The organism is Streptomyces sp. WP-1 (genome assembly GCF_030450125.1).
Lineage (GTDB): Bacteria > Actinomycetota > Actinomycetes > Streptomycetales > Streptomycetaceae > Streptomyces > Streptomyces incarnatus.
In genome coordinates, this window is the sequence record NZ_CP123923.1 from 5417739 (window position 1) to 5439679 (window position 21941).

Sequence of the window (21941 nt, forward strand, 5' to 3'; positions counted from 1 at the left end):
GAAAAGGGGGGCCGCCCGGACAGTCCGCAAGCGGCCCCCTCTCCCTCCCGCCTAGTCCACCTCCGCCACCGCCTGCGCGAACTGCGCCTTGTACAGCCGGGCGTACGCGCCGTCCGCCGCCAACAGCTCGGTGTGCGCGCCCTGTTCGACGATGGAGCCGTTCTCCATGACGAGGATCGTGTCCGCGTCCCGGATGGTCGACAGCCGGTGCGCGATCACGAACGACGTACGTCCGGCGGCGAGTTTGGCCATGCCCTTCTGGATCAGCACCTCGGTCCGCGTGTCCACGGAACTCGTCGCCTCGTCCAGGACCAGGATCACCGGGTCGGACAGGAACGCCCGCGCGATGGTGATGAGCTGCTTCTCACCGGCGCTCACCCCCGAGCCCTCGTCGTCGATCACGGTGTCGTAACCCTCGGGCAGCGTCCGGATGAACCGGTCCGCGTGCGCGGCCCGCGCGGCCTCCTCGATCTCGCCCCGGGTGACCTCCCGCGAGGCGCCGTACGCGATGTTCTCCGCGATGGTGCCGCCGAACAGCCAGGTGTCCTGGAGCACCATGCCGATCCCGGACCGCAGTTCGTCCCGGGTCATCCTCCGTACGTCCACCCCGTCCAGGGTGATCCGCCCGCCGGAGACGTCGTAGAACCGCATCAGCAGGTTGACCAGCGTGGTCTTGCCCGCGCCCGTGGGGCCGACGATGGCCACCGTGTGACCGGGCTCCACCGTGAGCGAGAGATCCTCGATCAGCGGCTTCTCCGGGTCGTACCGGAAGGACACATGCTCAAGACGCACCCGCCCGCGCAGCTCCGCGGGCCGCTCGCCCGGCACCGGGTCCGCCTCCTGCTCCTCGGCGTCGAGGAGTTCGAAGACCCGCTCCGCCGAGGCCACCCCGGACTGCACCAGGTTCGCCATGGAGGCCACCTGCGTCAGCGGCATGGAGAACTGCCGCGAGTACTGGATGAACGCCTGCACATCACCGATGGACAGCGCGCCGGACGCCACCCGCAGCCCGCCGACGACCGCCACCAGCACATAGTTCAGGTTCGACACGAACATCATCAGCGGCTGCATCACACCGCTGTTGAACTGCGCCTTGAACGCGGCCTCGTACAGAGCCTCGTTCTGCTCAGCGAACTGCTTCGCCGACTCCTCCTGCCGCCCGAACACCTTCACCAGCGTGTGCCCGGTGTACATCTCCTCCACATGGGCGTTGAGCTTGCCCGTGGAGCGCCACTGCTGCACGAAGTGCGGCTGCGAACGCTTGCCGACCCGGGTGGCGACGAAGAACGACAGCGGCACCGTGACCAGCGCGACCAGCGCGAGGATCCAGGAGACCCAGAACATCATCGCCAGCACACCGACGATGGTCAGCACCGAGTTGATCAGCTGGCCCATCGACTGCTGGAGCGTCTGCCCGATGTTGTCGATGTCGTTCGTCGCCCGCGAGAGCACCTCGCCGCGCTGGCGCTTGTCGAAGTACGACAGCGGCAGCCGCGACAGCTTCGTCTGCACGGACTCGCGCAGCCGGTACATCGTGCGGTTCACCGACCGGTTGACCAGCCGTGTCGCCACCGCCATCAGCAGCCCGGCGACCAGGAAGGTGACGAGCGCGAGCAGCAGTACGTCGCCGACCGCGCCGAAGTCGATGCCCTTGCCCGGGGTGAAGTCGGTGCTCTGGAGCATGTCCGCGACGGCGCCCTTGCCGTGCGCCCGCATCTGCGCCAGCACCTGCGCCTTGGTGGTCCCGGCGGGCAGCTGCCGGCCGATGATGCCGGAGAAGACCAGGTCGGTGGCGCGGCCGAGGATCTTCGGGCCGATCACGCTGAGGGCCACGCTGACCACCACGCAGACCAGCAGGCCGTACACGGTCAGCCGTTCGGGCCTGAACTGGCCGAGCAGTCGTCTGCCCGACCCCTTGAAGTCCATCGACCGCTGGTCGGGGCCGCCCCCGGCCATCATGCGTCCCATGGGCCCGGACATCAGGCGGCCTCCGCTTCCGTCAGCTGGGAGAGCACGATCTCCCGGTAGGTGTCGTTGCCCGCCATCAGCTCCTGGTGCCGGCCGGAGCCGACCACCCGGCCCTCGTCGAGGACGATGATCCGGTCGGCGTCCCGGATGGTCGCCACCCGCTGGGCGACGATGACGACGGTCGCCTCGGCGGTCTCCTGCGCCAGCGCGGCGCGCAGGGCCGCGTCGGTGGCGTAGTCGAGCGCGGAGAAGGAGTCGTCGAACAGGTAGATCTCCGGGCGCTGCACGAGCGTGCGCGCGATCGCGAGCCGCTGGCGCTGGCCGCCCGACACATTGGTGCCGCCCTGGGCGATCGGCGCGTCCAGGCCGCCTTCCAGCCTGGTCACGAACTCCTCGGCCTGCGCCACCTCAAGCGCGTGCCACAGCTCCTCGTCGGTGGCGTCCGGATTGCCGTAGCGCAGGTTCGTGGCGACGGTGCCCGCGAAGAGGTACGGCTTCTGCGGCACGAGTCCGACCGTCCGTGCCAGCAGCGCCGGGTCGACCTCGCGGACGTCCACGCCGTTCACCAGGACCTCGCCCTCGGTGGCGTCGAACAAGCGCGGGACCAGCCCGAGCAGGGTGGACTTGCCGCTGCCGGTGGACCCGATCACGGCCGTGGTCTCGCCGGGCCGCGCCTCCAGCTGCACGGAGCGCAGCACCGGCTCCTCGGCGCCCGGATAGCGGAAGCCGGCCCCGCGGATCTCCAGATGCCCGTGCCGGCGCAGCTCGGTGACCGGCGCGAGCGGCGGCAGCACGCTGGAGCCGGTGTCCATGACCTCCTGGACACGCTCGGCGCACACCTCGGCGCGCGGCACCATCATGAACATGAAGGTGGCCATCATGACGGACATCACGATCTGCATCAGATAGGCGAGGAACGCCGTCAGGTCGCCGATCTGCATCCCGCCGCTGTCGATGCGGTGCGCGCCGAACCACACCACCGCGATGGAGGACACGTTCACCACGGTCATCACCATCGGGAACATCAGCGACAGCAGCCGCCCGGTGGCCAGCTGCATCTCGGTCAGCTCGCCGTTGACCCGGCCGAAGCGGGCCTGCTCGTACTCGTCGCGGACGAAGGCGCGGATCACCCGGTTGCCGGTGATCTGCTCGCGCAGCACCCGGTTCACCTTGTCCAGGCGGGTCTGCATGGTGCGGAACAGCGGCCGCAGCCTGCGCACGATCAGCGTCACGCAGACGGCCAGCACCGGGACGACCGCGATCAGCACCCCGGACAGCGGCACGTCCAGGCCGAGCGCCAGCACGATGCCGCCGACGCACATGATGGGCGCCGACACCATCAGCGTGAACGTCATCAGGACCAGCATCTGGATCTGCTGGACGTCGTTCGTGGTGCGCGTGATGAGCGAGGGCGCGCCGAAGTGACCCACCTCACGGGAGGAGAAGGACTGCACCCGGTCGAAGACGGCGGCGCGCATGTCCCGGCCGAGCGCCGAGGCGGTGCGGGCGCCCAGGTAGACGGCGCCGATGTTGCACACGACCTGCACCAGCGAGATGCCGATCATCAGGGCGCCGAAGGACAGGATGTAGCCCGTGTCGCCCTTCACGACGCCGTTGTCGATGATGTGGGCGTTCAGGGTGGGCAGGTACAGGGTGGCGCAGGTCTGCAGGAACTGGAGCAGCACCTGAAGAGTGATGGGTTTCTTGTAGGGCCTGAGATAGGTCCGTAGAAGTCGTATGAGCACGCTACGTCTCTCGGAGTGGGCGGCAGGGGCAGGTCGGTCTGCCCTTGGCCCCTATCGTCGGACACTCCACCCGTGTTACCTCAACCGATTAACCCAACAGCGGATTTCCGTACGGCCTTCCGAGTGCCGGGGGGTACGGGGTGGTTTGCGGCGTTTCGCGCGGCTTACTGGAACGCTCCGGGGTGAGTCTGCTCCCGCACCGCCGTGAACTGCTGCCGTACCGCCTGCCCCGCGGCCAGCTCCTCGCCCGGCTCCAGGACCTGCGCCGCGGCCCCCTGCCAGGCCGGCGGGGTGCGCGGGTCCAGCGTGCCCTGCGAGACCCCCAGCGCCCAGGCCGCCTGCCGGGCCGCGCCGATCGCCGTGTAGTCCGCGGGCTGCGGTACGACGACCTGCGCGCCGAACAGGGAGGGCGCGGCGGCCTGCACGGCGGGCAGCTCGGCGGCCGGGCCCAGCAGGAAGATCCGCCGCACCTCCACGCCCCGCCCGCGCAGCACGTCCAGCGCGTCGGCGAGCCCGCACAGCATGCCCTCGAACGCGGCCCGCGCCAGGTGCTCCGGCTTCATCGACTCGCGCCGCAGCCCGGTGAGGGTGCCCGCGGCGTGCGGCAGGTTCGGGGTGCGCTCGCCCTCCAGGTAGGGGAGCAGGACGAGGCCGTGCGCGCCCGGCGTCGACTTCATCGCCAGCTCGGACAGGCCCTCCAGATCGGGCAGCCCGAGGAGTTCGGCGGTGCCGCGCAGGGTGCGTACGGCGTTCAGGGTCGTGACGACCGGCAGGTGCATGCCGGTGGCGTCGGCGAGCGAGGTGATCATCCCGGACTGGTCGGCCAGCGGCTCGGGGTGCACGGCCATCACCGAGCCGGACGCGCCGAGGGACACCACCGCGTCCCCGAGCCCGATGCCGAGCCCGAACGCGGCCGCCATGGTCTCCCCGGTGCCGGCCGAGATCAGCAGCCCCTCGGGGGTCGTACCGGCCGCCTCGGCGGGGCCGATCACCTCCGGCAGCATCGCCTGGTGGCCGAGCGCCAGCTCGACCAGGTCGGGGCGGTAGACCCCGGTGGCCGCCGACCAGTACCCGGTGCCGGAGGCCCCGCCGCGGTCGGTGGTACGGCGCGCCGGGCGCCCCAGCAGCTGCCAGACCAGCCAGTCGTGGGCCTGGAGCAGGGCGGCGGTGCGCTGGGCGTTCTCGGGCTCGTTCCTGGCGAGCCAGCGCAGCTTGGTGACCGGCTGCGCGGCCCCCGGCACACAGCCGACGGCGTGCGCCCAGGCCTCCCGGGAGCCGAGGGCGTCCACGAGATCGGCGGCGGCGACCTGCGCGCGCCGGTCACCGCCGACCAGGGCCGGGCGCACCGTGTTGCCGTGGGCGTCCAGGGGGATCAGCGCGTGCTGCTGGGCGGAGACGCCGATGGCCTGGACGCCCTCCAGCAGACCGCCGCCGGCCGCCTCCCCGAGGGAGAGCAGCCAGGCCTGCGGGTCGATGTCGCTCGGGCGGCCACCCTCCGGGGAGTCGACCGGATGGGGGGCGTACCCCTGCCTGAGTACGGCACCGCTGTCTGTGTCGCAGACCACGATGCGGGTGAAATCAGGTGAGCTGTCCAAACCGGCGACTATCCCCATGCGGAGAATATTGCCGCATGCGAGGGGCTAGGTGTTGCTGGTGCCCCAGTCGTCGCCCGCGGAGCCGCCCGCCGAGCGGTCGCGCAGGGAGCGGACCCGCTCGGCCATGGAGGAGGGCACATGGTCGCCCACCTTGTCCGCGACCGTGTGGACGGCCTTGCCGGCGTAGGTGCGGCCCTGTTGGGCCGCGGTCTCGGCGGTGTTGCGGACGGCCGGGTTCTGGGCGAACTGACGAGCGGCCTTCTTCAGCTGCTCGTAGCGCTCGCGTCCGGCCCGTGTGCCGAGTACGTAACCGAGGGCCACTCCGGCGATGAACGTGAGCCGGTAGCGCATGGCTGCCACCCTTCCCGTGTGTAGGTGTCTGGTGCGGCGCAGGATCCGGAGGGTACCGATTGGCGGAGCACCCCCCTGCTTGCGCTAATGTATGTGTCGCAGCGAGCAACCGCCCCCCGGCGAATACCCCGGGAGCCGCGTTCGATGCAATCGAGGCGATCCTCCGTAGCTCAATTGGCAGAGCAGCCGGCTGTTAACCGGCAGGTTACTGGTTCGAGTCCAGTCGGGGGAGCTTCGGTCCTCCGTAGCTCAATTGGCAGAGCAGCCGGCTGTTAACCGGCAGGTTACTGGTTCGAGTCCAGTCGGGGGAGCACGCTGAACGAGGGCCCCTCAGGGGTCCTTTTTCATGTCCGCGGGAACCGCTGAGCCTGCACGGATGTCCTCATCGTCGTGAGCAGAGCGGAAGCCGACCATCCGAAGCAGGAGATCGTATGAGCGGCTATGCTGCGGCAGACGGCGCGCACACTTGTACGCGACACGCCGCTATGGGGCGGTAGCTCAGCCGGTTAGAGCAGCGGACTCATAATCCGTCGGCCGTGGGTTCGAGTCCCACCCGCCCCACCGCCGCACGCTGCCGCAGGACCGTTTCTACCTGCGGGAGCGCGGGAACGGGGGCCGCCACTCCAGGGTGGCGGCCCCCGTTTCATTCCTTCAGAGCAAGATCCAGGGACCGCGCGGGGGGCCTGGGCGTCGGCATCCGGATCCTGCCCCTCGACGGACTCCGGAAGCGCGCGGTGGCGGCCCCTGTCCGCCGCCAAGATCCGGAAGCGGCCCTTCACACCGACGCTCCGGGCGCCTTCGCGGTCGGCGATGACGGTGACGTGGATCAGAGCTTCAGCTCTGAGCGCGATCGCCGTCCACTCGCGGCGATCGTCCCCTTCCTCCCTCTGTTCTCTCGTTCCTGCGGATTCGTGCGCGCTTGGCCAACTTGGCCCTCTTTCCGGACATGTCCGACGTGGAGCACTGGATGGCCATGCCCGGCAGGAGGAGCGATGGCGCTTTTCCGACCCCGAGCAACTCCCATGCTCTTGAAGGAGGTCGATGCTCGGACGGCGGCGACAGCCGGTGCGGTGTGGCGCTCGACTCAGGCAGCCGGGCGGGCGCCCGGGCCGCGGCGGGTCGGAAGGTCTCGCCTTCCCGGAGCCGGCCAGGACGTGAGCCCGCCGTACGAGTTGTGGCGGCTGGCCGTGCACGAGGTGCCCGTGGCGTACGGCACCGACCGGGACGGGCGGTCAGCGGTCGCCGGCGGCGGGAGCCGCGACCGGAGGGGCAACGTGATCGCATACTTCTGATTTTGGTATCGGATTCTGATCGTGATTGCACGGGAGCGAGGTGGCATTCACTCGATCAGGGAGTGGTGTTGTTCGATTTCTGAGGTGAATGATTCAACTCGCCCGCTCCAAGAATTCCCGTACGGGATTTCCTGGACGCACGACCAGGGGCTTTCTCTATAAGTATGACTATCGAGAGAGCGGGCACGAAAATCGGACACCGGAGGTAGGCGATCATGAGCCAGTACTTCAACGGCATGCAGGCGGACGTGATTCAGGCGAGCGGGGGCTGGCAGAAGGCCCGGGCCAGTCAGGGGACCGGCGCCTGCGTCGAGATGAGGAAGCTGAACGACGGTCAGGTGGCCGTGCGGAACAGCCGTTTCCCGGACGGGCCGGCCCTGGTCTTCACCGCGCTGGAGGTCGAGGCGCTCCTGTCCGGGGCCAAGGGCGGCGAATTCGACCACATGGCGATTTGAGACGTAGATTAAACGCCGTTCTCTAGCGGCGTGGCGTGACCGCGGTGCCCCCTTTGTGTGATGCTTGACCCGACCGTTCGGGTGATTCGAGTTTTGCCCAAGGGGGCCCTGTGGCCATGGAAGATCGTGTAGTCCAGTTCGGACGGCCGGCAGCCGACCCTCCGGGCTCCTGGGGCGTGCCCGCTCTGCTGCTGGGCGCCGAGATGAGGCGCGAACGCGGCAGCCTGACGCAGCGCCAGGTGACGGAGAAGTCCAGGATCAGGGTATCCGCGTCGGTCTACAGCCGCATCGAGAACGGCGAGACGCGGATCGACAAGCCCGCCGTGGTCGAGGCCCTGCTGGAGGCTCTCGGAGTTCCCCCCGGACCGCGGCGGCAGGACCTTCTCCGGCTCGCCCACGACGCCTCCGCGGAGGGCTGGGCCAGCACCGTCCGCTCCCGGGCCGGCGCCGCGTACCGCGAGGCGGTGCCGGACTCGATGCTCCGTCTCACGAGCCTGGAGGAGTGGACCGAGCGGCAGATCGTCATCGACACCAATGTGATCTCGGGAGTGCTCCAGACTCCGAGGTACCGCCAGGTGGTCACGGCCAAGACGCTGCTCGCCGGCCAGCGGAGGCTGGCCGACCGGATCATCGATGTCCGGCGCCGGCGCGCCGAGCAGTTCGTGGTCAGCCAGCCGAGGTCCACCTTCTTCATTTATTGCGGCGCCCTTTACGCCGACTTCGGCGAAACCGAGATGATGATCGAGCAGCTGACGCTCTTGCTGCGCTACGCAAACGACGAGAAGTCTCCGGTCGCCATCCGTGTCATCGAGGCGGTGAACCCACTCGCGATCCAGGTCACGGCCTTGATCCGACTCAGCTTCGCCAAGGGCGCGTTCGCCGCGCCGGATGTCATCTACACCGAGGCCGGCGCGCGGGCCGAATTTCACCGGGGTCCGCTCGCAGGTGAAGAAGCGGACTCGGACTATCTCGACTACCAGGATCTCAGTGACACGGTCATCAAACAGGCCCCCGGACTGCTGAGGAGCCGCGAGCTGATCACCAATGCGCTCGAGTGGCACCGCGAGCGTCTCCGATCCCGCTCAAGCGCACCCCGCGATTGATGCCCCTCCCCGAAGGCGGATAAGAGGGGCATCCGTCCCCGCGTTCTCAGTCGACCGTGGCCAAGCCTCCGTACTCGATCCATTCCTGGGTCTTCTGACGGCGGACCAGATCGGTGTCCGGCCGCCAGTCGGTGACGTCACGCAACCCGAACTCTTCGTCGATACGCAGGCGGGGAACGGTGAAGAAGTCGTCCACCTCGGCCCTCGTCCGTACACGACCCCAGCGGTCGCCGGTCTGCTCCCGCATCAGCTCCGTCACCTCGTCGCGGATGCGGGCGTCCTCGCTCACCAGCTGGCAGATCACCACGACGCTGCCGGGGGCCAGCAGACGTACCGTGTCCTCGATCATCCTGCGCGGATTGCCCAGGCCGTCGTCGGGGATGCAGTGCAGCACCGAGACGAACAGGGCTGCCACGGGCAGGGTGAAGTCGATGATCTGTGCGGCGTCGGCCGCGATCTTCCTGGTGTCCCGCATGTCCGACGGCAGGATGAGGACGTTCTTGTTCTCCTCCAGGAACGCGCGGCCGTAGCCAAGGACCATCGGGTCGTTGTCGACGTAGACCACTCGGCAGCCCGGATCGACGCTCTGCGCGACCTGGTGCACATTGCTCTGGGTGGGAAGGCCCGACCCGTGGTCGATGAACTGCTTGATGTCGTAGTGCCTGGCGATGTGCCTCACCACGCGTACGAGGAAGGCCCTGTTGTTGACCGCGAGTTCCCGGGTGCTGGGCGCGGTCGTCAGTAGTTGGTCGCAGGCGCTCCTGTCGGACGGGTAGTTATAGTGTCCGCCGAGGAGATAGTCGTACATCCTCGCCGCGCTCGGCGTGTGCATGTCAATCTGATCGTGCGAGTCGGCTGTTCCGTCGTCCACGTCGTCCCCTACGTTCGCCGAAAGCTCTTGCCAGCACGCAATTGTGATGGCCAGGGATGGGCTGGGTTCCAGGACTCTCGGTTGAAACTACCCCGACGGGTGAACCTGTAACACGGCATGCCAAAACAGTGGCGCACGTGCGCCCCTGGGAGCGCCCGTATGCGCCACGCTGAAGGCGGCGTTCGAGGGGGTGGGGTGTCAGGCGGCTCCTTACCGGCCGTGGCCGGGGCCGGCCAGCATCCTGCGGGCGGCCTGGAACTGCATGTGCAGTTCGGGCTCTTCCAGGCCCATGAGGGCCGCCGCGGCCTTGGTGTCCATGCCGAGCTTCTCGCGCAGGAGCACGGCGTCGGCGGCCTGGTCGGGGAGGGCGCGGTGCAGGCCGTCGGTTCGGGATTCGTGCGTCTCGGTTCGCGCCGTCGTGACCGAGTCGCGAAGCGCCCGCCAGGTGAGGGCGAGCGGGTTCTCGCGGAGCATCAGCGTGTTCCAGCTCAGTTCGGCCCTGCGCAGGACGTCCGCTACGACCGACATGGCCAGCTTGCTGTCGCCCAGGCGGGCGCCGGCGTACATCTCGTAGTCGCGGCGGTGGAGTTGGACGAACGCCGCGTAGCCGAGGAGGCCCGTCGAGGGCCTGTGCGAACCGGGCATCATGCCTCCTGTGCGACGTCGGGCCGTAGGTGTGCGAAGAACGATCAGGCGTGGGAGGGGCGCGAGAACGCAGAGGGTTCGGTTCGCCCGGAGAGGGCGGTTCCGGAACGCGTGCACTGCTCAGATGAGTGCGAACACCGTGCGCACGGTGGCGAGTTGAGCCCGAACGGGGGTGGCGCGCAGGTGGCGAAATCCCGTGAAGGTGCTGCCGCCCCTGCTAGCGTGAGGAGTCACCGGGGGCAGGCTTGCCTGCTTCAGGGAGGGTCGGTCATGCATGGATGCGCCTCATCTTCCGTGATCGACCCGCTCGCTCCGCCCGATGTCCTACCACCGGGCGGGGCAACCCCGTTACGGGGAAGGGCCGTTGAGCAGAACCGTACAGCGTTCTGGGTCTTGCATCTGGCCGTCGAACGCCTGCGCAATCCCCCGGTTAATAGCGGTCGGATACGGTCAATTTGGCGTTGGCGTTTGAAAGAACTCGACATCTGCCGGCTCCTGCTCGGTCTGTTCGCGGTCGTCCGGCTGGTGACGCCCCTCGTGACGGACGGCGCCGGATGAGCGGTGGGTGCCGTGTACCCATGCTTGAAGAGGGCCCCGGGTGGGCACGGACCTCCTACCGATGTCGGCAGGAGGAGGCGTCATGGACCGTCGGATCCGGGTACGTGTCAGCCGGCGGCCCATCGCGCCGCGGGAGCAGGAGATCGATCGCAGGACGCCGTCGGGGCGCGTGCTGCCGTACTGAAGTCGTCACCGCCTCACGGGAGGTGACGGGCCACCGCCGTGCGCAGGGCGCGGCGCAGGGGTTCCGGCGGGGGTGGGCCGCCGGGGGTCGCGCTCGCGGTGACGGCGGCGGCGATGCGGTGGAGTTTGGTGTTGGAGTGCTGGGACGCCTCCCGCAGGATCTCCCAGGCCTGGTCGGGGGTGCAGCCGTGGGCGGCCATCAGGACGCCGCGGGCCTGGTCGATCACCGGGCGGGAGTCCAGGGCCTGCCGCAGCTGCGCTATCTCCAGGCGCAGCAGGTCCAGCTGCTCGGCGCGTTCCCGGGCGACCGCGGAGGCGGTGCGGACCGGGAGGTCGGCGCATCCGCCGGTCCCGTCGCGCAGGGGGTCCGCCGTGTCCAGGCCCACGAGTTCGAGGACGCGGCGCGGCTGGCCCTGCCAGCCGTGTGTGGTGACCCGTACGCCGTGCCGCCCGCCGTACTCGCTCAGCAGATCCAGGCAGGCGAGCCCCGTCGTGTCCAGGAAGGACACCCCGGCCATGTCCAGTTCGAGCGCGGTGATGCCCGGCGGGAGGGCGGCCAGGGCGTTCCCCAGGGTGGCCGTGCCGCCGTGGACCAGCTCGCCACGGGCCGTCAGAAGAGCGCGCACGCCCTCCCACCGGGCATCGATCACCAGGGCGTTCAGTCGCACGGTGTGAGCTGCGAGTCCCGCTGAGGTCATGTCTCCCCTCCCGCTCGGTCCTTGGGCACCAGCAGGTCGCCTGCCCTGCGTATGGATGCCTACACCCCCCGTGGTCGAAAGCCCTTCGGCCGCGCCGCGCTGTCCGCCGGTACGACGGCCCGTTGCCGGCTCGGCGCGTGGGGCGCCTCAGCGCATGAGCCCGATCCCCGTCAGGACCACCGCCCCCGCCACCAGCCGCAGCCGTCCGAACGGCTCCCGGAACAGCAGCGTCGCGATGATCGCGGCGACCAGGATGCCCGTCTCCCGCAGCGCCGCGACCGCCGCGACCTCCCCGTGCGCCTGGGCCCGGACGACCAGGCCGTACGCCGTCATGGACAGCACCCCGCCGAGCAGCCCGGTGCCGAGGACCGGACGCAGCTGGGCGAACAGCTCGCCGCGGCGCCTGGCCAGCGCGATCAGCGGCATGAGCGGGCCCTGGAGCAGGAAGAGCCAGGCGGTGTAGGCGAGGGTGTCGGGCGAGTGCCGTACGCCCAGGCTGTCGACCAGGGTGTACGACGCGATGATCGTGCCCGAGCCGAGCGCGGCGCCGAGGGCCGGCAGCTGGGCGCGGCGGATGCGGCCGGAGGCGAGGGCGAGGGCGGCGAGGCCCCCGGAGACCAGCAGTACGCCCGCCGCCTGGAGCGCGGTGAGCGCGCCGCCGAGCAGGGTCACCGAGGCGATGGCCACGAGCAGCGGGGCGACGCCGCGGGCCAGCGGGTACATCTGCCCGAAGTCGCCCAGCTGGTAGGCGCGCAGCAGGAACAGCTGCGAGGCGACCTGGAGCACGGCCGAGGCCGCGAGGAACGGCCAGGCGCCCGCCGGGGGCAGCGGGGTGAGGCAGACCAGGACGGCCGCGCAGCCGGTGCACGCGACGCTGATCAGCGTGAATCCGATGAGCTTGTCCGGTATCCGGTGGGCGATCGAGTTCCAGACGGCGTGCAGCACCGCGGCCGTCAGGACGGCGGCGAGCACGGGGGCGGGCATGGTTCCTGGCATGGCGGAGCGACTCCTGGCGGAGAGGTGCGAGCGGGCGGGGGAGGGAGCGGGGGCCGGGGTCGTGGAATTGAATTCCACGGTACGCTAACTCCATGGAACAGAATTCCACCAGTGGTCCCGGGGACGCCGACGGCCCCCGGGGCTCCCTCGCCGCCCGGATCCGCGCCCGGCTGCCCGAGCTGCGCGACACCGAGGCCCGGGTGGCGCGGGTGGTGCTCGATCAGGGCGCCGCGCTGGTCCACCTCAGTGTCAGCGATGTGGCCGCGCTGGCCGGGACCGCGTCCTCCTCCGTCGTGCGCACCTGCCAGCGGCTCGGCTTCCGGGGCTTCCAGGAGCTGAAGCTGGAGGCCGCACGGCAGGTGCCCGCGCCGCCCCCGCCGCCGGTGGACGAGCCCGCCGCGCACGCGCTCGCCGCCACCCTGCACGCCTCCCGCGACGCCCTGGACGGCGTCGCCGCGACCCTCGACCCCGGCGCCCTCACCGCCGCGGCCGAGGCCCTGCACACGGCGTCACGGGTCGTCGTCGTGGGCGCGGGGCTCTCCGGCGCGGTCGCCCTCGACGTGGCCTACCGGCTGCGTGCCCTCGGCTGCCAGGTCGACGCCCCGCCCGACCCCCTCACCGCACAGCTCGCCGCCGCCCAACTCCCGCCGGACGGAGTCTGTTTCGCGATCAGCCACACCGGGGCCACCCGCACCACGGTCGACACCGCCCGGCGCGCCCGAAAGGCCGGGGCCACCGTCGTCACGCTCACCAGTTACGCCCGTTCACCGCTGAGCGAGACCAGCAGCCAGGTGCTCGTCGCCGGCGGCCAGGACCTCGTGTTCGGCCTGGAGACCTCCGCCAGCCGGATCGCCCATCTCGCCGCGGTGGACGCCCTGACCCATCTCCTGATGGGCCTGCGCCCCGAGACCGCGCGCCGCCACCTCGACCTGTCGGCGGACATCACGGCCGACCACGCCTACTGAACCCCGCTGGAAAGAAGGGGAGTTCATGCCGCCAGCGGGTCCAGGACCAGCGGTTCGATCCGGCCCTCCAGCATCTCGCCGAGCCCCCGGGCCGCGCACACGTCCGGGCGCTCGGCGATGAACACCGGCATCCCGGTGGCCTCGCGCACCATCTGGTCCAGGCCGGGCAGCAGCGCCGAGCCGCCGACCATGATGATCCCGCGGTCGGCGAGATCGGCCACCAGGTCCGGCGGGCACTCGCGCAGCACCTTGCCGATGCCGTCCAGGACGGCCGTCAGCGGGGTCTGGATCGCCTCCCGCACCGCCGAGGTGTCCACCCGTACGGTGCGCGGCAGCCCGGTGGCCACGTCCCGGCCGTTGATCTCGGTCTGCGGCGGACCCTGCGGGGTGAGCCCGTTGCCGGACAGGGCCAGTTGCAGCGGCCGTACCGACTGGCTCGGCAGCAGCAGCTCATGCGTGTGCCGCAGGTACTGCACGACCGCGTTGTCCACGGCCTCCCCGCCCACCGGGATCCGCTGGGCCGTGACGATCGAGCCCAGCGACAGCACCGCCACCTGCGTCGCCGCCGCCCCGCACACCATGATCATGGTGGCCTCGGGCCGCTCCACCGGCAGCCCGCAGCCCACCGCCGCCGCGATCAGCGTGTCCACCAGCTCCACCCGGCGCGCGCCGAGCCCGAGCAGCGTCTCGATCGTCGCCCGCTGGGCCAGCGGATCGGCGTCGTGCGGGGTGCACGCGGCCGCCCGCAGCCGGGCCTTGCGGCGCAGCGCCCGGCGCAACTTGTCGCCCATCAGATGCCGCAGCATCCGCTGGGCCATGTCGATGTCGACCACCGTGCCACCGGAGATGGGCCGGACGACCCTGATGTAGTCGGGGGTGCGGCCGGTCATCTGCTCCGCGAAGTCGCCCACCGCGATCAGCGAGCCGGAACGGACGTTCACCGCCGCGACCGAGGGCTGGTCCACGACGAGCCCCACGCCCTTCACATACACCCGGGTACGGGCCGCGCCCAGGTCGACGGCGAAGTGACAGCGGCGCAACTGCTCCAGGCTGACGGACACGGCAGCTCCTTCCGGGCGCGGGATTCGGCTCTTCCTGCTCTCCGTATCCTGCGCGGCACACGGCCCGGACCGCCTTTTGTGGGGGGCCGGGCGGGGCGCCGCCGAACGGGGGTAATCGCCGGGGGCGTCGGAGTGTCGCCGGGTCAACCGGCGTGCACGGCCTCCAGCAGCGGTTCGAGTGTGGAGACCACGGCCTCCGCCCCGGCGTCATGGAACAGTTGGCGCGCGTCGGTGGCCGGTGCGAACCCGATGAAGGGCAGACCGAGCCGTTGGGCCGCGGTCAGTTCGGCCACCGAGGAGCCGAGCAGGACCCCGGTGCGGGCCGGGGTGGCGAGATGCTCCAGGGCCCGCAGCAGACAGTGGGGATCCGGCGTCAGCAGACCGAGATCCTCGCGCCGCCCGTGCACCCCCGCGAGCGGCAGCCGGTACGACTGCACGCCCCGCTGCACCGCCCGGGAACTCACGTCCGACACCACGCTCACCCGCCGCCCGGACCTGTGCAGCGCCCGCACCAGCGCGAGCGAACGATGCGTCATGGGCGCGTCCGGTACGGCCGCCAGCTCCAGCTCCTCCAGCCGGTCCCGCAGCAGCGGCCCGAGCGGGTCCCGGGCGAACGCGCGCAGCAGATCCAGCGGGTGCGGGAACGGACTCCTGGCCGTGGACCACGTGGCCGCCGACAGCGGCAGTCCCGCCAAGGCGCTCTCGGGGTCGCGGTTCTCCGCCACGACCTCCAGCAGGGCGAGGACGGCCGTCCGCGCGCGATGCGCCGCGAACAGCCGGGTGAGGGGGCCGTCGAAGCCGATCAGCACATGTCCGGCGCCCATGAGCGCGTCCACCGCCCGGCGCCGCGAGGTCACCGACGATCGGGGGGAAGGGGCGGGCTCGGGCTCGCGCCACGATCCCAGCCGGACGGTGTACGTCACCGCGAGCCCCGGCACCGGCCAGTCGCGCACCCCGTCGTTGACCGCGCGTTCGGCGGCGCCCGTCCGGCGTACCGGATGCCGAGCTGTGATCTGCGCCGCGGCCGCACGCAGATGCTCCAGCAGCAGGACGGAGACCCCGGTGGCGCCGGACCGCACGAAGGCGACCGGGTCACCGACCCGCCAGGTCAGCTCGGCCGAGGCGGTGAAGTCGGCCTTCCCGGAGCTGGGCAGGGACAGTTGGTGCCGCGCCTGCCGCACGGTGAGGTCCACCGTGTAGTACGTCTCCGCGCGCGGCGCCCGCCCGCCGTACGGCCGGATCGGGTCGAGCACGGTCAGCGGTCCGTCGGCACGGGTGTGCACGACGGCCGCACGGCCCGGGGTGGGCACGCCCAGCTCGCGCAGATCCTGGGTGATGAACGGGCCCTGGACCAGATCGCGGCGGGGATGCCCGGTGGTGAGCGGGCAGTACCAGGCCAGCGGCGGCGCGTCCGGGGCGTCGTCGGCGTACAGCGGCTCGAAGGGCGGGGCGTCCCGGGCGGCCGAGCTGGCGGTGAACTCGTCGTAGAGCGCGGGCGGTACGAGGACGTCGACGCCGGTGGCGGACTCCGGCAGCCGGACCGCCCGCTGCCCGAACGCCACCCGCAGCCGGGTGCGCTCGGCCGGCCGGGGCAGGGCGAAGGGGAGTTCCCGCAGCACGGCGACCAGGACGGGCAGCAGATAGGTGCCGGGTTCGACGTCCACCCGGTAGCCGTCCGGACGGACCCGCACCTGGAACCGGCCCGGGGGCAGCGAGCGGGTGAGGATCTCGTGCACGGCGGCTTCGAGGGAGATCCGGGTCTCGGGGCGGCCGGTGAGGTCGTCGGTGGTGAAGAGGATCCGGGTGGTGTCCGGGTGTGTGCTCAGGGGTTCGGGGGCGAGATTGGCGAGGAGTTCCGTGACCGTCCGCAGGGCCTCGGCGCGGCTGCCGGGCACGATCGGCGCGGCGTCCAGGCAGGTCAGGACCGGCCCGCGCGGGGAGAGGACCACACAGCGGGCGTTCAGCTCGCCGCGCGGCCCCTCCACCGCATGCAGGGCGAGGACCGCCTCGCGCAGCCGCAGCCTCAGTTCGCGCACCTCGGCCTCGGGCAGGTCCGGGGAACCGTCGGCCAGGCGCTCGTGCAGCGTCGGACCCTCCGCGAACTCCCGTACCAGGTAAGGCTTTCCCTCGGCAAAGCCATGATCGAGAACCCGCGCGACGCCCGGGTGGGTCACCTCCGCGAGGTGCTGGCAGAGCGTGCCGAAGGGCTCCTGGTACTCGCCCGGCGCATACCGGCACACGACGACCCGCGCGCCCCCGTCCCACACGTCCTCGGCGACCCAACCCCCGACCCCCGCCGTCGACTTGCGCAGCAGCCGGTACCGCCCCGCCAGCAGCCCCCCGCCGCCGGCCGGTGCCAGCCTGCGCACGCTCTCCTCGCTGAGCATGGCGACCGGCTGCCGCTCCACCGGCGTCGGCGCACCACCCGAGGACGGCACCACCGCCCGGAACCCGCCCGGCGCCCGCCCGGCCAGCTCGTCGATGAACTCGCCCATACGGTCGAGGAGTTCGACCGTGCGGTTGCGCTCGGTGCGGGGCAGCCCGAGCAGCAGCAGTTCCCGTACGCCCTCCCGGAACGCGTACGAGCCGGCCGGTGCCCCCGGCAGCGCGGTGAGCATGCCGCTGAGCACCACCTCGGCCAGGTGCCGGGGCCGCGGATCCGGCTCCACCGCGGCCTGCACCAGCCGCATCACCGGCAGGTCGGGCCGCCCCACCGCGAGATGCCCGGCCAGCCGGAACGCCTCCGGGGACGCCGTCGCCCGGAACCGCAGCACCAACTCCTCGGCGGACAACCGGCCGACGTCCGTACGGTCCTGCGCGTCGAACGGCAGCGGACGCGTCAACCGGGCCGCGGCGGCCGGGAACCGGGTGCCGCCGGGCGTGCTGATCAGCCCGGCCCAGTTCGCCAGCCAGCGCGGCTCGGGCTCCAGTACCGGGAGCACCACCGCGCCCGCCTCGTCGTCGCACTCCGGTTCGTCGTACGGCGTGAAGGTGAGCGCGGCCGAGGGCGCCACGGGATGCGGGGCCGAGAGCCGGCCCGGGGAGGCGGGCAACGCCGATTCCCGCCAAAGGTGTTCGGGCAGCGGCTGTACGACGGCCAGCGGCATCCGGCGCGCCCAGCGGTGCAGGGTGGCGTACCACAGGGTGCCGGCCGGGCCCTCGCGCCACTGCGGGCCCATGCAGTCGCTGATCAGCAGGGTGACGGTACGGCCGTCGGCGGGGGGCTGCCCGTCGGGGCCGCGGACCGTGCCGTCGGCGGCGGCGCGGTACAGGGCGACCGTGCGGAAGGCGCCCGACTGGGCCAGCGCGGTGTGCAGTTCATCGATCAGGGGCCGCCACACCGGCATCGTGGGACCGGCGTCGTACACCAGGTTCAGGCTCAGCCAGCGCTCCCGGGCGGGCCGCAGCACCGGGAGCCAGCGGTCGGGGGCGGCGCCGAGGCGGGCGATGCGGTCGGCGGTCGCCCGCTCGTCCAGCTCCTGGCCCACGGGCGCGTCGACCCGGCGCCGCAGGGGGCGCAGCGCGCGCTGGAGGGCGAGCGGGTGGCGCAGCATCGGGGGCGCGGGGGCCGTCAGGGCGGTGTGGGGCGCGCGGTCGAGGGCGGGGGAGGGGGAGGGGAGGTGCAGCGGGACCCGGGAGGGGGTGCCGGGGCGCGGCCGGTGGGTCTCCCGCTCGGGCGGCCGGGGGTCGTGGGCGGGACCGGGGCCGGGCGGGGGTTCCGGCTCCGTGGTTCTGTCCTCGCCGTCGCCGTCGCCCGAGTCCTCGGGGTTCCTGACGCTCCTGTCGTCCCCGGCGGTGTCCGCGGTGTCCGCCGTGTCCTCGGCGCCCATGTGCCCGGTCAGCCACAGCAGTTCGGCCAGTTCACGCGGTGTCGGGGGCTCGCCCTGGGCCGCCTCGGCCAGTACGGCGGCGAGGCGGGCCAGGGCGTCCGGGGTCTCCGGGGTGTCAGAAGACATCGGTCTGCGTGCTCTGTCCCAGGTGGGGCATCAGCCGCTCGGCCAGCTGGTCGAGGGAACCGGTGTCCAGGTTGCTGGTGCGGGCCAGGTAGATCGCGTTCAGGAGCTGGTCGGTGGCCAGGTCGCCGGCGCCGGTGCGGTCCAGGAAGCGGCCGATCAACTCCCGCGCGTAGGCGTCCGGTTCGCCCAGATGGGCGCGGACGATGTCGGCGAGGTGCCGGTCGTCCGGCCGGCGCAGCCGCAGCGTGACGCAGCGGCGCAGGAAGGCGGGCGGGAACTCGCGCTCGCCGTTGCTGGTGAGCACGACGAACGGGAAGGCGCGGCAGCGGACCTGGCCGCGCACCACCGGGACCGGTTCGCCGGTGCCGTCGGCCGGGACCCGGGCGGTGCCGTCCGGGGTGAGCCGGGTCGCGCGCACCAGCTCGGGGATCTGGTACTGGCCCTCCTCCAGCACGTTCAGCAGATCGTTGGGCAGGTCGAGGTCGCTCTTGTCGATCTCGTCGATGAGCAGCGCGCGGGGCCGGGCGTAGGGCAGCAGGGCGGTGCCGAGCGGGCCGAGGCGCAGATGGTCCTCGATGCCCGTCTCGTCCGGCACCCCGGGCCGCTCGTCCGGCGCTCCGGTCCCGGCCTCCTGGTGCGCGGCCTGCTGCCGGGCCGCGTACAGCCGGGACAGGGGGTCGTAACTGTAGAGCCCGTCGTGGAGCGTGCTGCGGCTGGTGATGTTCCAGCGCAGCACCGGGCCGAGCCGCAGCTCGCGCGCGACGGCGTACACCAGGGAGGACTTGCCGGTGCCGGGCGGACCGGTGACCAGCAGCGGGCGGCGCAGATACAGGGCCGCGTTGACCAGTTGCACCGTGTCCTCGGTGGCCCGGTACGTCTCGGCGCGGTGCACCCGGTCGGGGGAGACGGCCGAGCGGTCGGCGGCCGCGTCCGGGGGATCCAGTACGGGGCCGCCGTCGAAGGCGCGCCAGGGCGGCGGCGGGGGCAGCCGCTCGATGCCGTCGTGCGGCGCGTTCGTACCGGTGTAGACGGGCCACAGGGGCATGGCTTCTTCTTCTCCGTGGTGGGGGTGCGGGCGGTCAGTCGACGGGGGAGCGCAGGCTGGCGGCGGGCTCGGGGAAGCAGCGGGGGTCGTCCCAGAGCAGCTGGAGGTCCCGGGCCCAGTGCCGGTCGGGTTCGTCGGCGGCGTCCGCGGTCATCCGTAACGACAGGATGTGGCGTGGGAGTTCGGCGGGTGTCACCTCGGCGACGGCGGCGGCGAGCTGGTCCAGGAAGGCGGTGCCGGGGCAGGGGGCCCCGGCCTCGGCGCGGGGCCGGGCGGCGGTCGCGGTGCCGGCCGTCTCCCCGGGGCCGTGACAGGCCCGGCGCGGATCCTCGTACCCGTCACGGCCGTGTCCCGGCGTCCCCGCGTACCGTGCCTCGCGGTGTTCCCCGGCCGGGCAGCCCGTACGGGACCACAGCAGGACCGGGACCGGGACGGTGAGGCCGATCTCGAAGTGCTCCCGGGCCGCCGTGGGCGGGACCGCGAACCCGGCGAGCCCCGCGTCGCCGTCCCACAGCCGCTTGCGCAGGCTCGGCGGCCGCTCCTGGCTGCCGCACTCCACCCGGTGCACCGGCACCGGCTGCCCGGCGTCCAGCCTCTGCCACTTCTTGCGCAGCTGGTGCCGCAGCCGGTTGCTGCGGTGCCGGGCGCGGTCGGTCACCACGAGGGGGTAGGCGCAGCCGAGCGGTGTGCTGTCGTCCGCGCCGCACTCCCAGTGCGCCACCGCCTCGTTGAGCCACTCGCGCGGCAGCACGAAGGTCACCAGTTCCTCGGCGTCCGGGTCGAGATGGGCGACGGCCTCGTCGATGCGGTGCTGGACGTACGACCGCACGCCCGAGCGCGGCAGCCGGCACGCGCCCACCGGGCGGCGCTGCCCGTCGCGGTACGCCGACACCTCCACGGTCACCTGGTCGGGCCCGGCACCGCTGTGGTCGATCTCCACGACGACCGGCGCCCAGAGCGGTGACACCTGCGTGCCCTGGGCGCCCTCCGGACCGTGCGTGCCCGGGGCGCCCTCCGGACCGTGCGTGACCTGCGCGATCTCCGAGCCGTGCGTGACCTGCGCGGGCTTTGAACCGCGCGCGCTCTGCGCGGCCTTCGCGATCTGCGGGGCGGATGCGACCGCCGACCCCGCGTCCGCCGACCCCGCGCCCATCAGTTCCCGCAGCCGCTCCGTGAACCGGTCCACCGCCGCCGGATCGGGCACCTCCCACTGCACATACGCGGCGGCCGCCCCGAGCGTCGGGAACCCGCCCTCGGGCAATCGCGGCCCGAAGGCGCCCACCGCGTCCACGTACAGCCGGTCGGGATCGCACTCCCGGGCGCCCGGCGCGCTCCGCAGCAGCGCGTACAACTCCCGCAGCACGTCGGCGCGATGGCCCGGGGTCGGCACCAGCTCGCCCAACTCCGGCCAGTACCGGGCCAGTACGTCCAGTGGCAGCATCCGGCCCTTGCGTACGTCCGGCGCGTCCGAGGCGGAGGTGACCATGCCGACCACCCGGCCGTCCGGCAGGGTCGCCGCCGCGCCGCTGAACCCGGCCTCGATCGGCTGTCCGTGCCCCTGCCAGGCCACCAGCTCCAGCCACTCGCCCGCGATCAACTGCCCGGACAGGGCGCGGTATTCGGCGAGCGTGCCCTCGTCGTATCCCACCGGGAAACCGTAGGCGAGCAGCCGGGGCTGCGGCTCGGTGTAGGCGGCCTCCGGTGGTGCGAAGCCGGCCGGTGCGAGGGGGACCTCCCGGTCGAGTTCGAGCACGGCCACGTCACCGGGGTCGGTGAGGCCGCCCGCCCAGCCGCCGTGCGCGACGACCGACGCGGACACCTCGCCCAGCTCCCTGGCGTGCGGGAACACCACGGTCACCGCGTCCGGTCCGGCGGCGCGCACGACATGCGCGCAGGTGAGCACCCGGCGGGCGCTGATCAGGAATCCCGCGCCCACCTCGGGGCCGCAGTGGATCCGGGCATGCCAGGCGGCACTGGTCATGGGCGTTCGGCGGACTCCGGCCCGGCGGCGGCCTGGCCCGGTACGGCGGGCAGCGTGGCGCCCGCCGAACTCCCCGGTGTCCAGTGGAGCTTGACGACCAGCTGGCCCTCCGCGGAGCCCTTGGCGATGATCGCGCCGGCCTCGGCGGACATCTTCACACCGAACTCGATCTCCACCGCGTCGGGCCGCAGGGCGCCGTCCCGGAAGACCCGCAGCGCGGCCTCCGCCGCCGCCCGTACGCCGTCCAGCGCGCCCTCGAAGGTGCGTGCCGCCCGCACCACCTCGTCGCCGCGCGAGACCAGCCGGGTGCCGGGCCGGGGGGTGCCGGCGGCGCCCTCCACCACGACGAGCGCGCCGTCCTCGGTCGTGAACTCCACCAGCTGGTCCATGCCGCCGCTCGCTCCCCCTCGTCGCCGACCTGTGGGCAACCCCCATGGTACGGACGGCGCTTCGCCCGTCCCACTCATTACGCC

The 21941-nt window shown here is 72.1% G+C and carries 17 protein-coding genes and 3 tRNA genes; 7 read left to right on the plus strand and 13 right to left on the minus strand.

Annotated features, from left to right (window positions below; all coding sequences use genetic code 11):
• Positions 1-51 precede the first annotated feature (51 nt).
• The 4 genes from QHG49_RS23875 to QHG49_RS23890 all read right to left on the minus strand — a co-directional run bounded on the left by QHG49_RS23875 (position 52) and on the right by QHG49_RS23890 (position 5659).
• Entirely contained in the window at positions 52-1980 is a 1929-nt protein-coding gene (locus tag QHG49_RS23875; RefSeq protein WP_145488335.1) for an ABC transporter ATP-binding protein, read from the minus strand.
• Positions 1980-3713, minus strand: coding sequence for an ABC transporter ATP-binding protein (locus QHG49_RS23880; RefSeq protein WP_159701162.1), 1734 nt, complete (start codon positions 3711-3713; stop codon positions 1980-1982). The genes QHG49_RS23875 and QHG49_RS23880 overlap by 1 nt, the downstream gene beginning before the upstream one ends.
• A 164-nt stretch (positions 3714-3877) precedes the next feature.
• Positions 3878-5326 carry an FGGY-family carbohydrate kinase gene (locus QHG49_RS23885; RefSeq protein ID WP_301491206.1) on the minus strand — a complete coding sequence of 483 codons (1449 nt, stop codon included), beginning with the start codon at positions 5324-5326 and terminating at the stop codon, positions 3878-3880.
• A gap of 27 nt (positions 5327-5353) precedes the next feature.
• A complete protein-coding gene (locus QHG49_RS23890; protein WP_145488340.1) occupies positions 5354-5659 on the minus strand; it encodes a YtxH domain-containing protein in 306 nt (101 codons plus the stop codon).
• 159 nt (positions 5660-5818) lie between these two features.
• On the opposite strand from QHG49_RS23890, the gene QHG49_RS23895 reads away from it, so the two are divergent.
• The 6 genes from QHG49_RS23895 to QHG49_RS23920 all read left to right on the plus strand — a co-directional run bounded on the left by QHG49_RS23895 (position 5819) and on the right by QHG49_RS23920 (position 8509).
• Positions 5819-5891, plus strand: a tRNA-Asn gene (locus tag QHG49_RS23895).
• A gap of 6 nt (positions 5892-5897) precedes the next feature.
• Positions 5898-5970: transfer RNA gene (locus tag QHG49_RS23900), tRNA-Asn, on the plus strand.
• 176 nt (positions 5971-6146) lie between these two features.
• Positions 6147-6220 (plus strand) — tRNA-Ile (locus tag QHG49_RS23905).
• Between the two features lie 593 nt (positions 6221-6813).
• Positions 6814-6951, plus strand: a complete 138-nt coding sequence (locus QHG49_RS23910; protein ID WP_301491207.1) for a hypothetical protein — start codon at positions 6814-6816, stop codon at positions 6949-6951.
• Between the two features lie 215 nt (positions 6952-7166).
• On the plus strand, positions 7167-7406 hold the full coding sequence (locus QHG49_RS23915) for a DUF397 domain-containing protein (RefSeq protein ID WP_145488343.1): 240 nt from the start codon (positions 7167-7169) through the stop codon (positions 7404-7406).
• Between the two features lie 116 nt (positions 7407-7522).
• The gene (locus QHG49_RS23920) at positions 7523-8509 is read left to right on the plus strand and encodes a Scr1 family TA system antitoxin-like transcriptional regulator (RefSeq protein ID WP_236576669.1); all 987 of its coding nucleotides are present in this window, start codon (positions 7523-7525) and stop codon (positions 8507-8509) included.
• Between the two features lie 46 nt (positions 8510-8555).
• On the opposite strand, the gene QHG49_RS23925 is transcribed toward QHG49_RS23920, so the two are convergent.
• The 4 genes from QHG49_RS23925 to QHG49_RS23940 all read right to left on the minus strand — a co-directional run bounded on the left by QHG49_RS23925 (position 8556) and on the right by QHG49_RS23940 (position 12448).
• On the minus strand, positions 8556-9380 hold the full coding sequence (locus tag QHG49_RS23925; protein WP_260864771.1) for an SAM-dependent methyltransferase: 825 nt from the start codon (positions 9378-9380) through the stop codon (positions 8556-8558).
• A gap of 210 nt (positions 9381-9590) precedes the next feature.
• Positions 9591-10025 carry a hypothetical protein gene (locus tag QHG49_RS23930; RefSeq protein WP_301491209.1) on the minus strand — a complete coding sequence of 145 codons (435 nt, stop codon included), beginning with the start codon at positions 10023-10025 and terminating at the stop codon, positions 9591-9593.
• Between the two features lie 755 nt (positions 10026-10780).
• Positions 10781-11434 (minus strand): ANTAR domain-containing protein, encoded by a 654-nt coding sequence (locus QHG49_RS23935; protein WP_328707411.1) that lies wholly within the window; start codon positions 11432-11434, stop codon positions 10781-10783.
• 177 nt (positions 11435-11611) lie between these two features.
• Positions 11612-12448 carry an EamA family transporter gene (locus QHG49_RS23940; RefSeq protein ID WP_159708143.1) on the minus strand — a complete coding sequence of 279 codons (837 nt, stop codon included), beginning with the start codon at positions 12446-12448 and terminating at the stop codon, positions 11612-11614.
• A gap of 104 nt (positions 12449-12552) precedes the next feature.
• Here QHG49_RS23940 and QHG49_RS23945 point away from each other — a divergent pair, with 104 nt between their 5' ends.
• Positions 12553-13425: a MurR/RpiR family transcriptional regulator gene (locus QHG49_RS23945; RefSeq protein WP_301491212.1), complete on the plus strand. Its 873-nt coding sequence runs from the start codon at positions 12553-12555 to the stop codon at positions 13423-13425.
• Positions 13426-13448: 23 nt separating this feature from the next.
• Here QHG49_RS23945 and QHG49_RS23950 read toward each other — a convergent pair whose 3' ends face one another.
• The 5 genes from QHG49_RS23950 to QHG49_RS23970 all read right to left on the minus strand — a co-directional run bounded on the left by QHG49_RS23950 (position 13449) and on the right by QHG49_RS23970 (position 21857).
• On the minus strand, positions 13449-14486 hold the full coding sequence (locus tag QHG49_RS23950; protein WP_301491213.1) for a rod shape-determining protein: 1038 nt from the start codon (positions 14484-14486) through the stop codon (positions 13449-13451).
• A gap of 143 nt (positions 14487-14629) precedes the next feature.
• Positions 14630-18442 (minus strand): SAV_2336 N-terminal domain-related protein, encoded by a 3813-nt coding sequence (locus tag QHG49_RS23955; RefSeq protein WP_301491214.1) that lies wholly within the window; start codon positions 18440-18442, stop codon positions 14630-14632.
• Positions 18432-19487 carry a MoxR family ATPase gene (locus QHG49_RS23960; protein WP_301491215.1) on the minus strand — a complete coding sequence of 352 codons (1056 nt, stop codon included), beginning with the start codon at positions 19485-19487 and terminating at the stop codon, positions 18432-18434. Before QHG49_RS23960 ends, QHG49_RS23955 begins: the two co-directional genes overlap by 11 nt.
• A gap of 34 nt (positions 19488-19521) precedes the next feature.
• Complete coding sequence (locus QHG49_RS23965; RefSeq protein ID WP_301491218.1) at positions 19522-21468, minus strand: trypsin-like peptidase domain-containing protein; 1947 nt, start codon at positions 21466-21468, stop codon at positions 19522-19524.
• Positions 21465-21857 (minus strand): CU044_2847 family protein, encoded by a 393-nt coding sequence (locus QHG49_RS23970; RefSeq protein ID WP_301491220.1) that lies wholly within the window; start codon positions 21855-21857, stop codon positions 21465-21467. The genes QHG49_RS23965 and QHG49_RS23970 overlap by 4 nt, the downstream gene beginning before the upstream one ends.
• Positions 21858-21941 lie beyond the last annotated feature (84 nt).

What these genes read in the sequence shown, in the direction of transcription:
- QHG49_RS23945 (WP_301491212.1), top strand. Translation starts at nt 12,553, where the DNA reads ATGGAACAGAATTCCACCAGTGGTCCCGGGGACGCCGACGGCCCCCGG.
- QHG49_RS23960 (WP_301491215.1), bottom strand. Translation starts at nt 19,487, where the DNA reads ATGCCCCTGTGGCCCGTCTACACCGGTACGAACGCGCCGCACGACGGC.
- QHG49_RS23920 (WP_236576669.1), top strand. Translation starts at nt 7,523, where the DNA reads ATGGAAGATCGTGTAGTCCAGTTCGGACGGCCGGCAGCCGACCCTCCG.
- QHG49_RS23955 (WP_301491214.1), bottom strand. Translation starts at nt 18,442, where the DNA reads ATGTCTTCTGACACCCCGGAGACCCCGGACGCCCTGGCCCGCCTCGCC.
- QHG49_RS23940 (WP_159708143.1), bottom strand. Translation starts at nt 12,448, where the DNA reads ATGCCCGCCCCCGTGCTCGCCGCCGTCCTGACGGCCGCGGTGCTGCAC.
- QHG49_RS23970 (WP_301491220.1), bottom strand. Translation starts at nt 21,857, where the DNA reads ATGGACCAGCTGGTGGAGTTCACGACCGAGGACGGCGCGCTCGTCGTG.
- QHG49_RS23890 (WP_145488340.1), bottom strand. Translation starts at nt 5,659, where the DNA reads ATGCGCTACCGGCTCACGTTCATCGCCGGAGTGGCCCTCGGTTACGTA.
- QHG49_RS23965 (WP_301491218.1), bottom strand. Translation starts at nt 21,468, where the DNA reads ATGACCAGTGCCGCCTGGCATGCCCGGATCCACTGCGGCCCCGAGGTG.
- QHG49_RS23915 (WP_145488343.1), top strand. Translation starts at nt 7,167, where the DNA reads ATGAGCCAGTACTTCAACGGCATGCAGGCGGACGTGATTCAGGCGAGC.
- QHG49_RS23885 (WP_301491206.1), bottom strand. Translation starts at nt 5,326, where the DNA reads ATGGGGATAGTCGCCGGTTTGGACAGCTCACCTGATTTCACCCGCATC.
- QHG49_RS23875 (WP_145488335.1), bottom strand. Translation starts at nt 1,980, where the DNA reads ATGTCCGGGCCCATGGGACGCATGATGGCCGGGGGCGGCCCCGACCAG.
- QHG49_RS23930 (WP_301491209.1), bottom strand. Translation starts at nt 10,025, where the DNA reads ATGCCCGGTTCGCACAGGCCCTCGACGGGCCTCCTCGGCTACGCGGCG.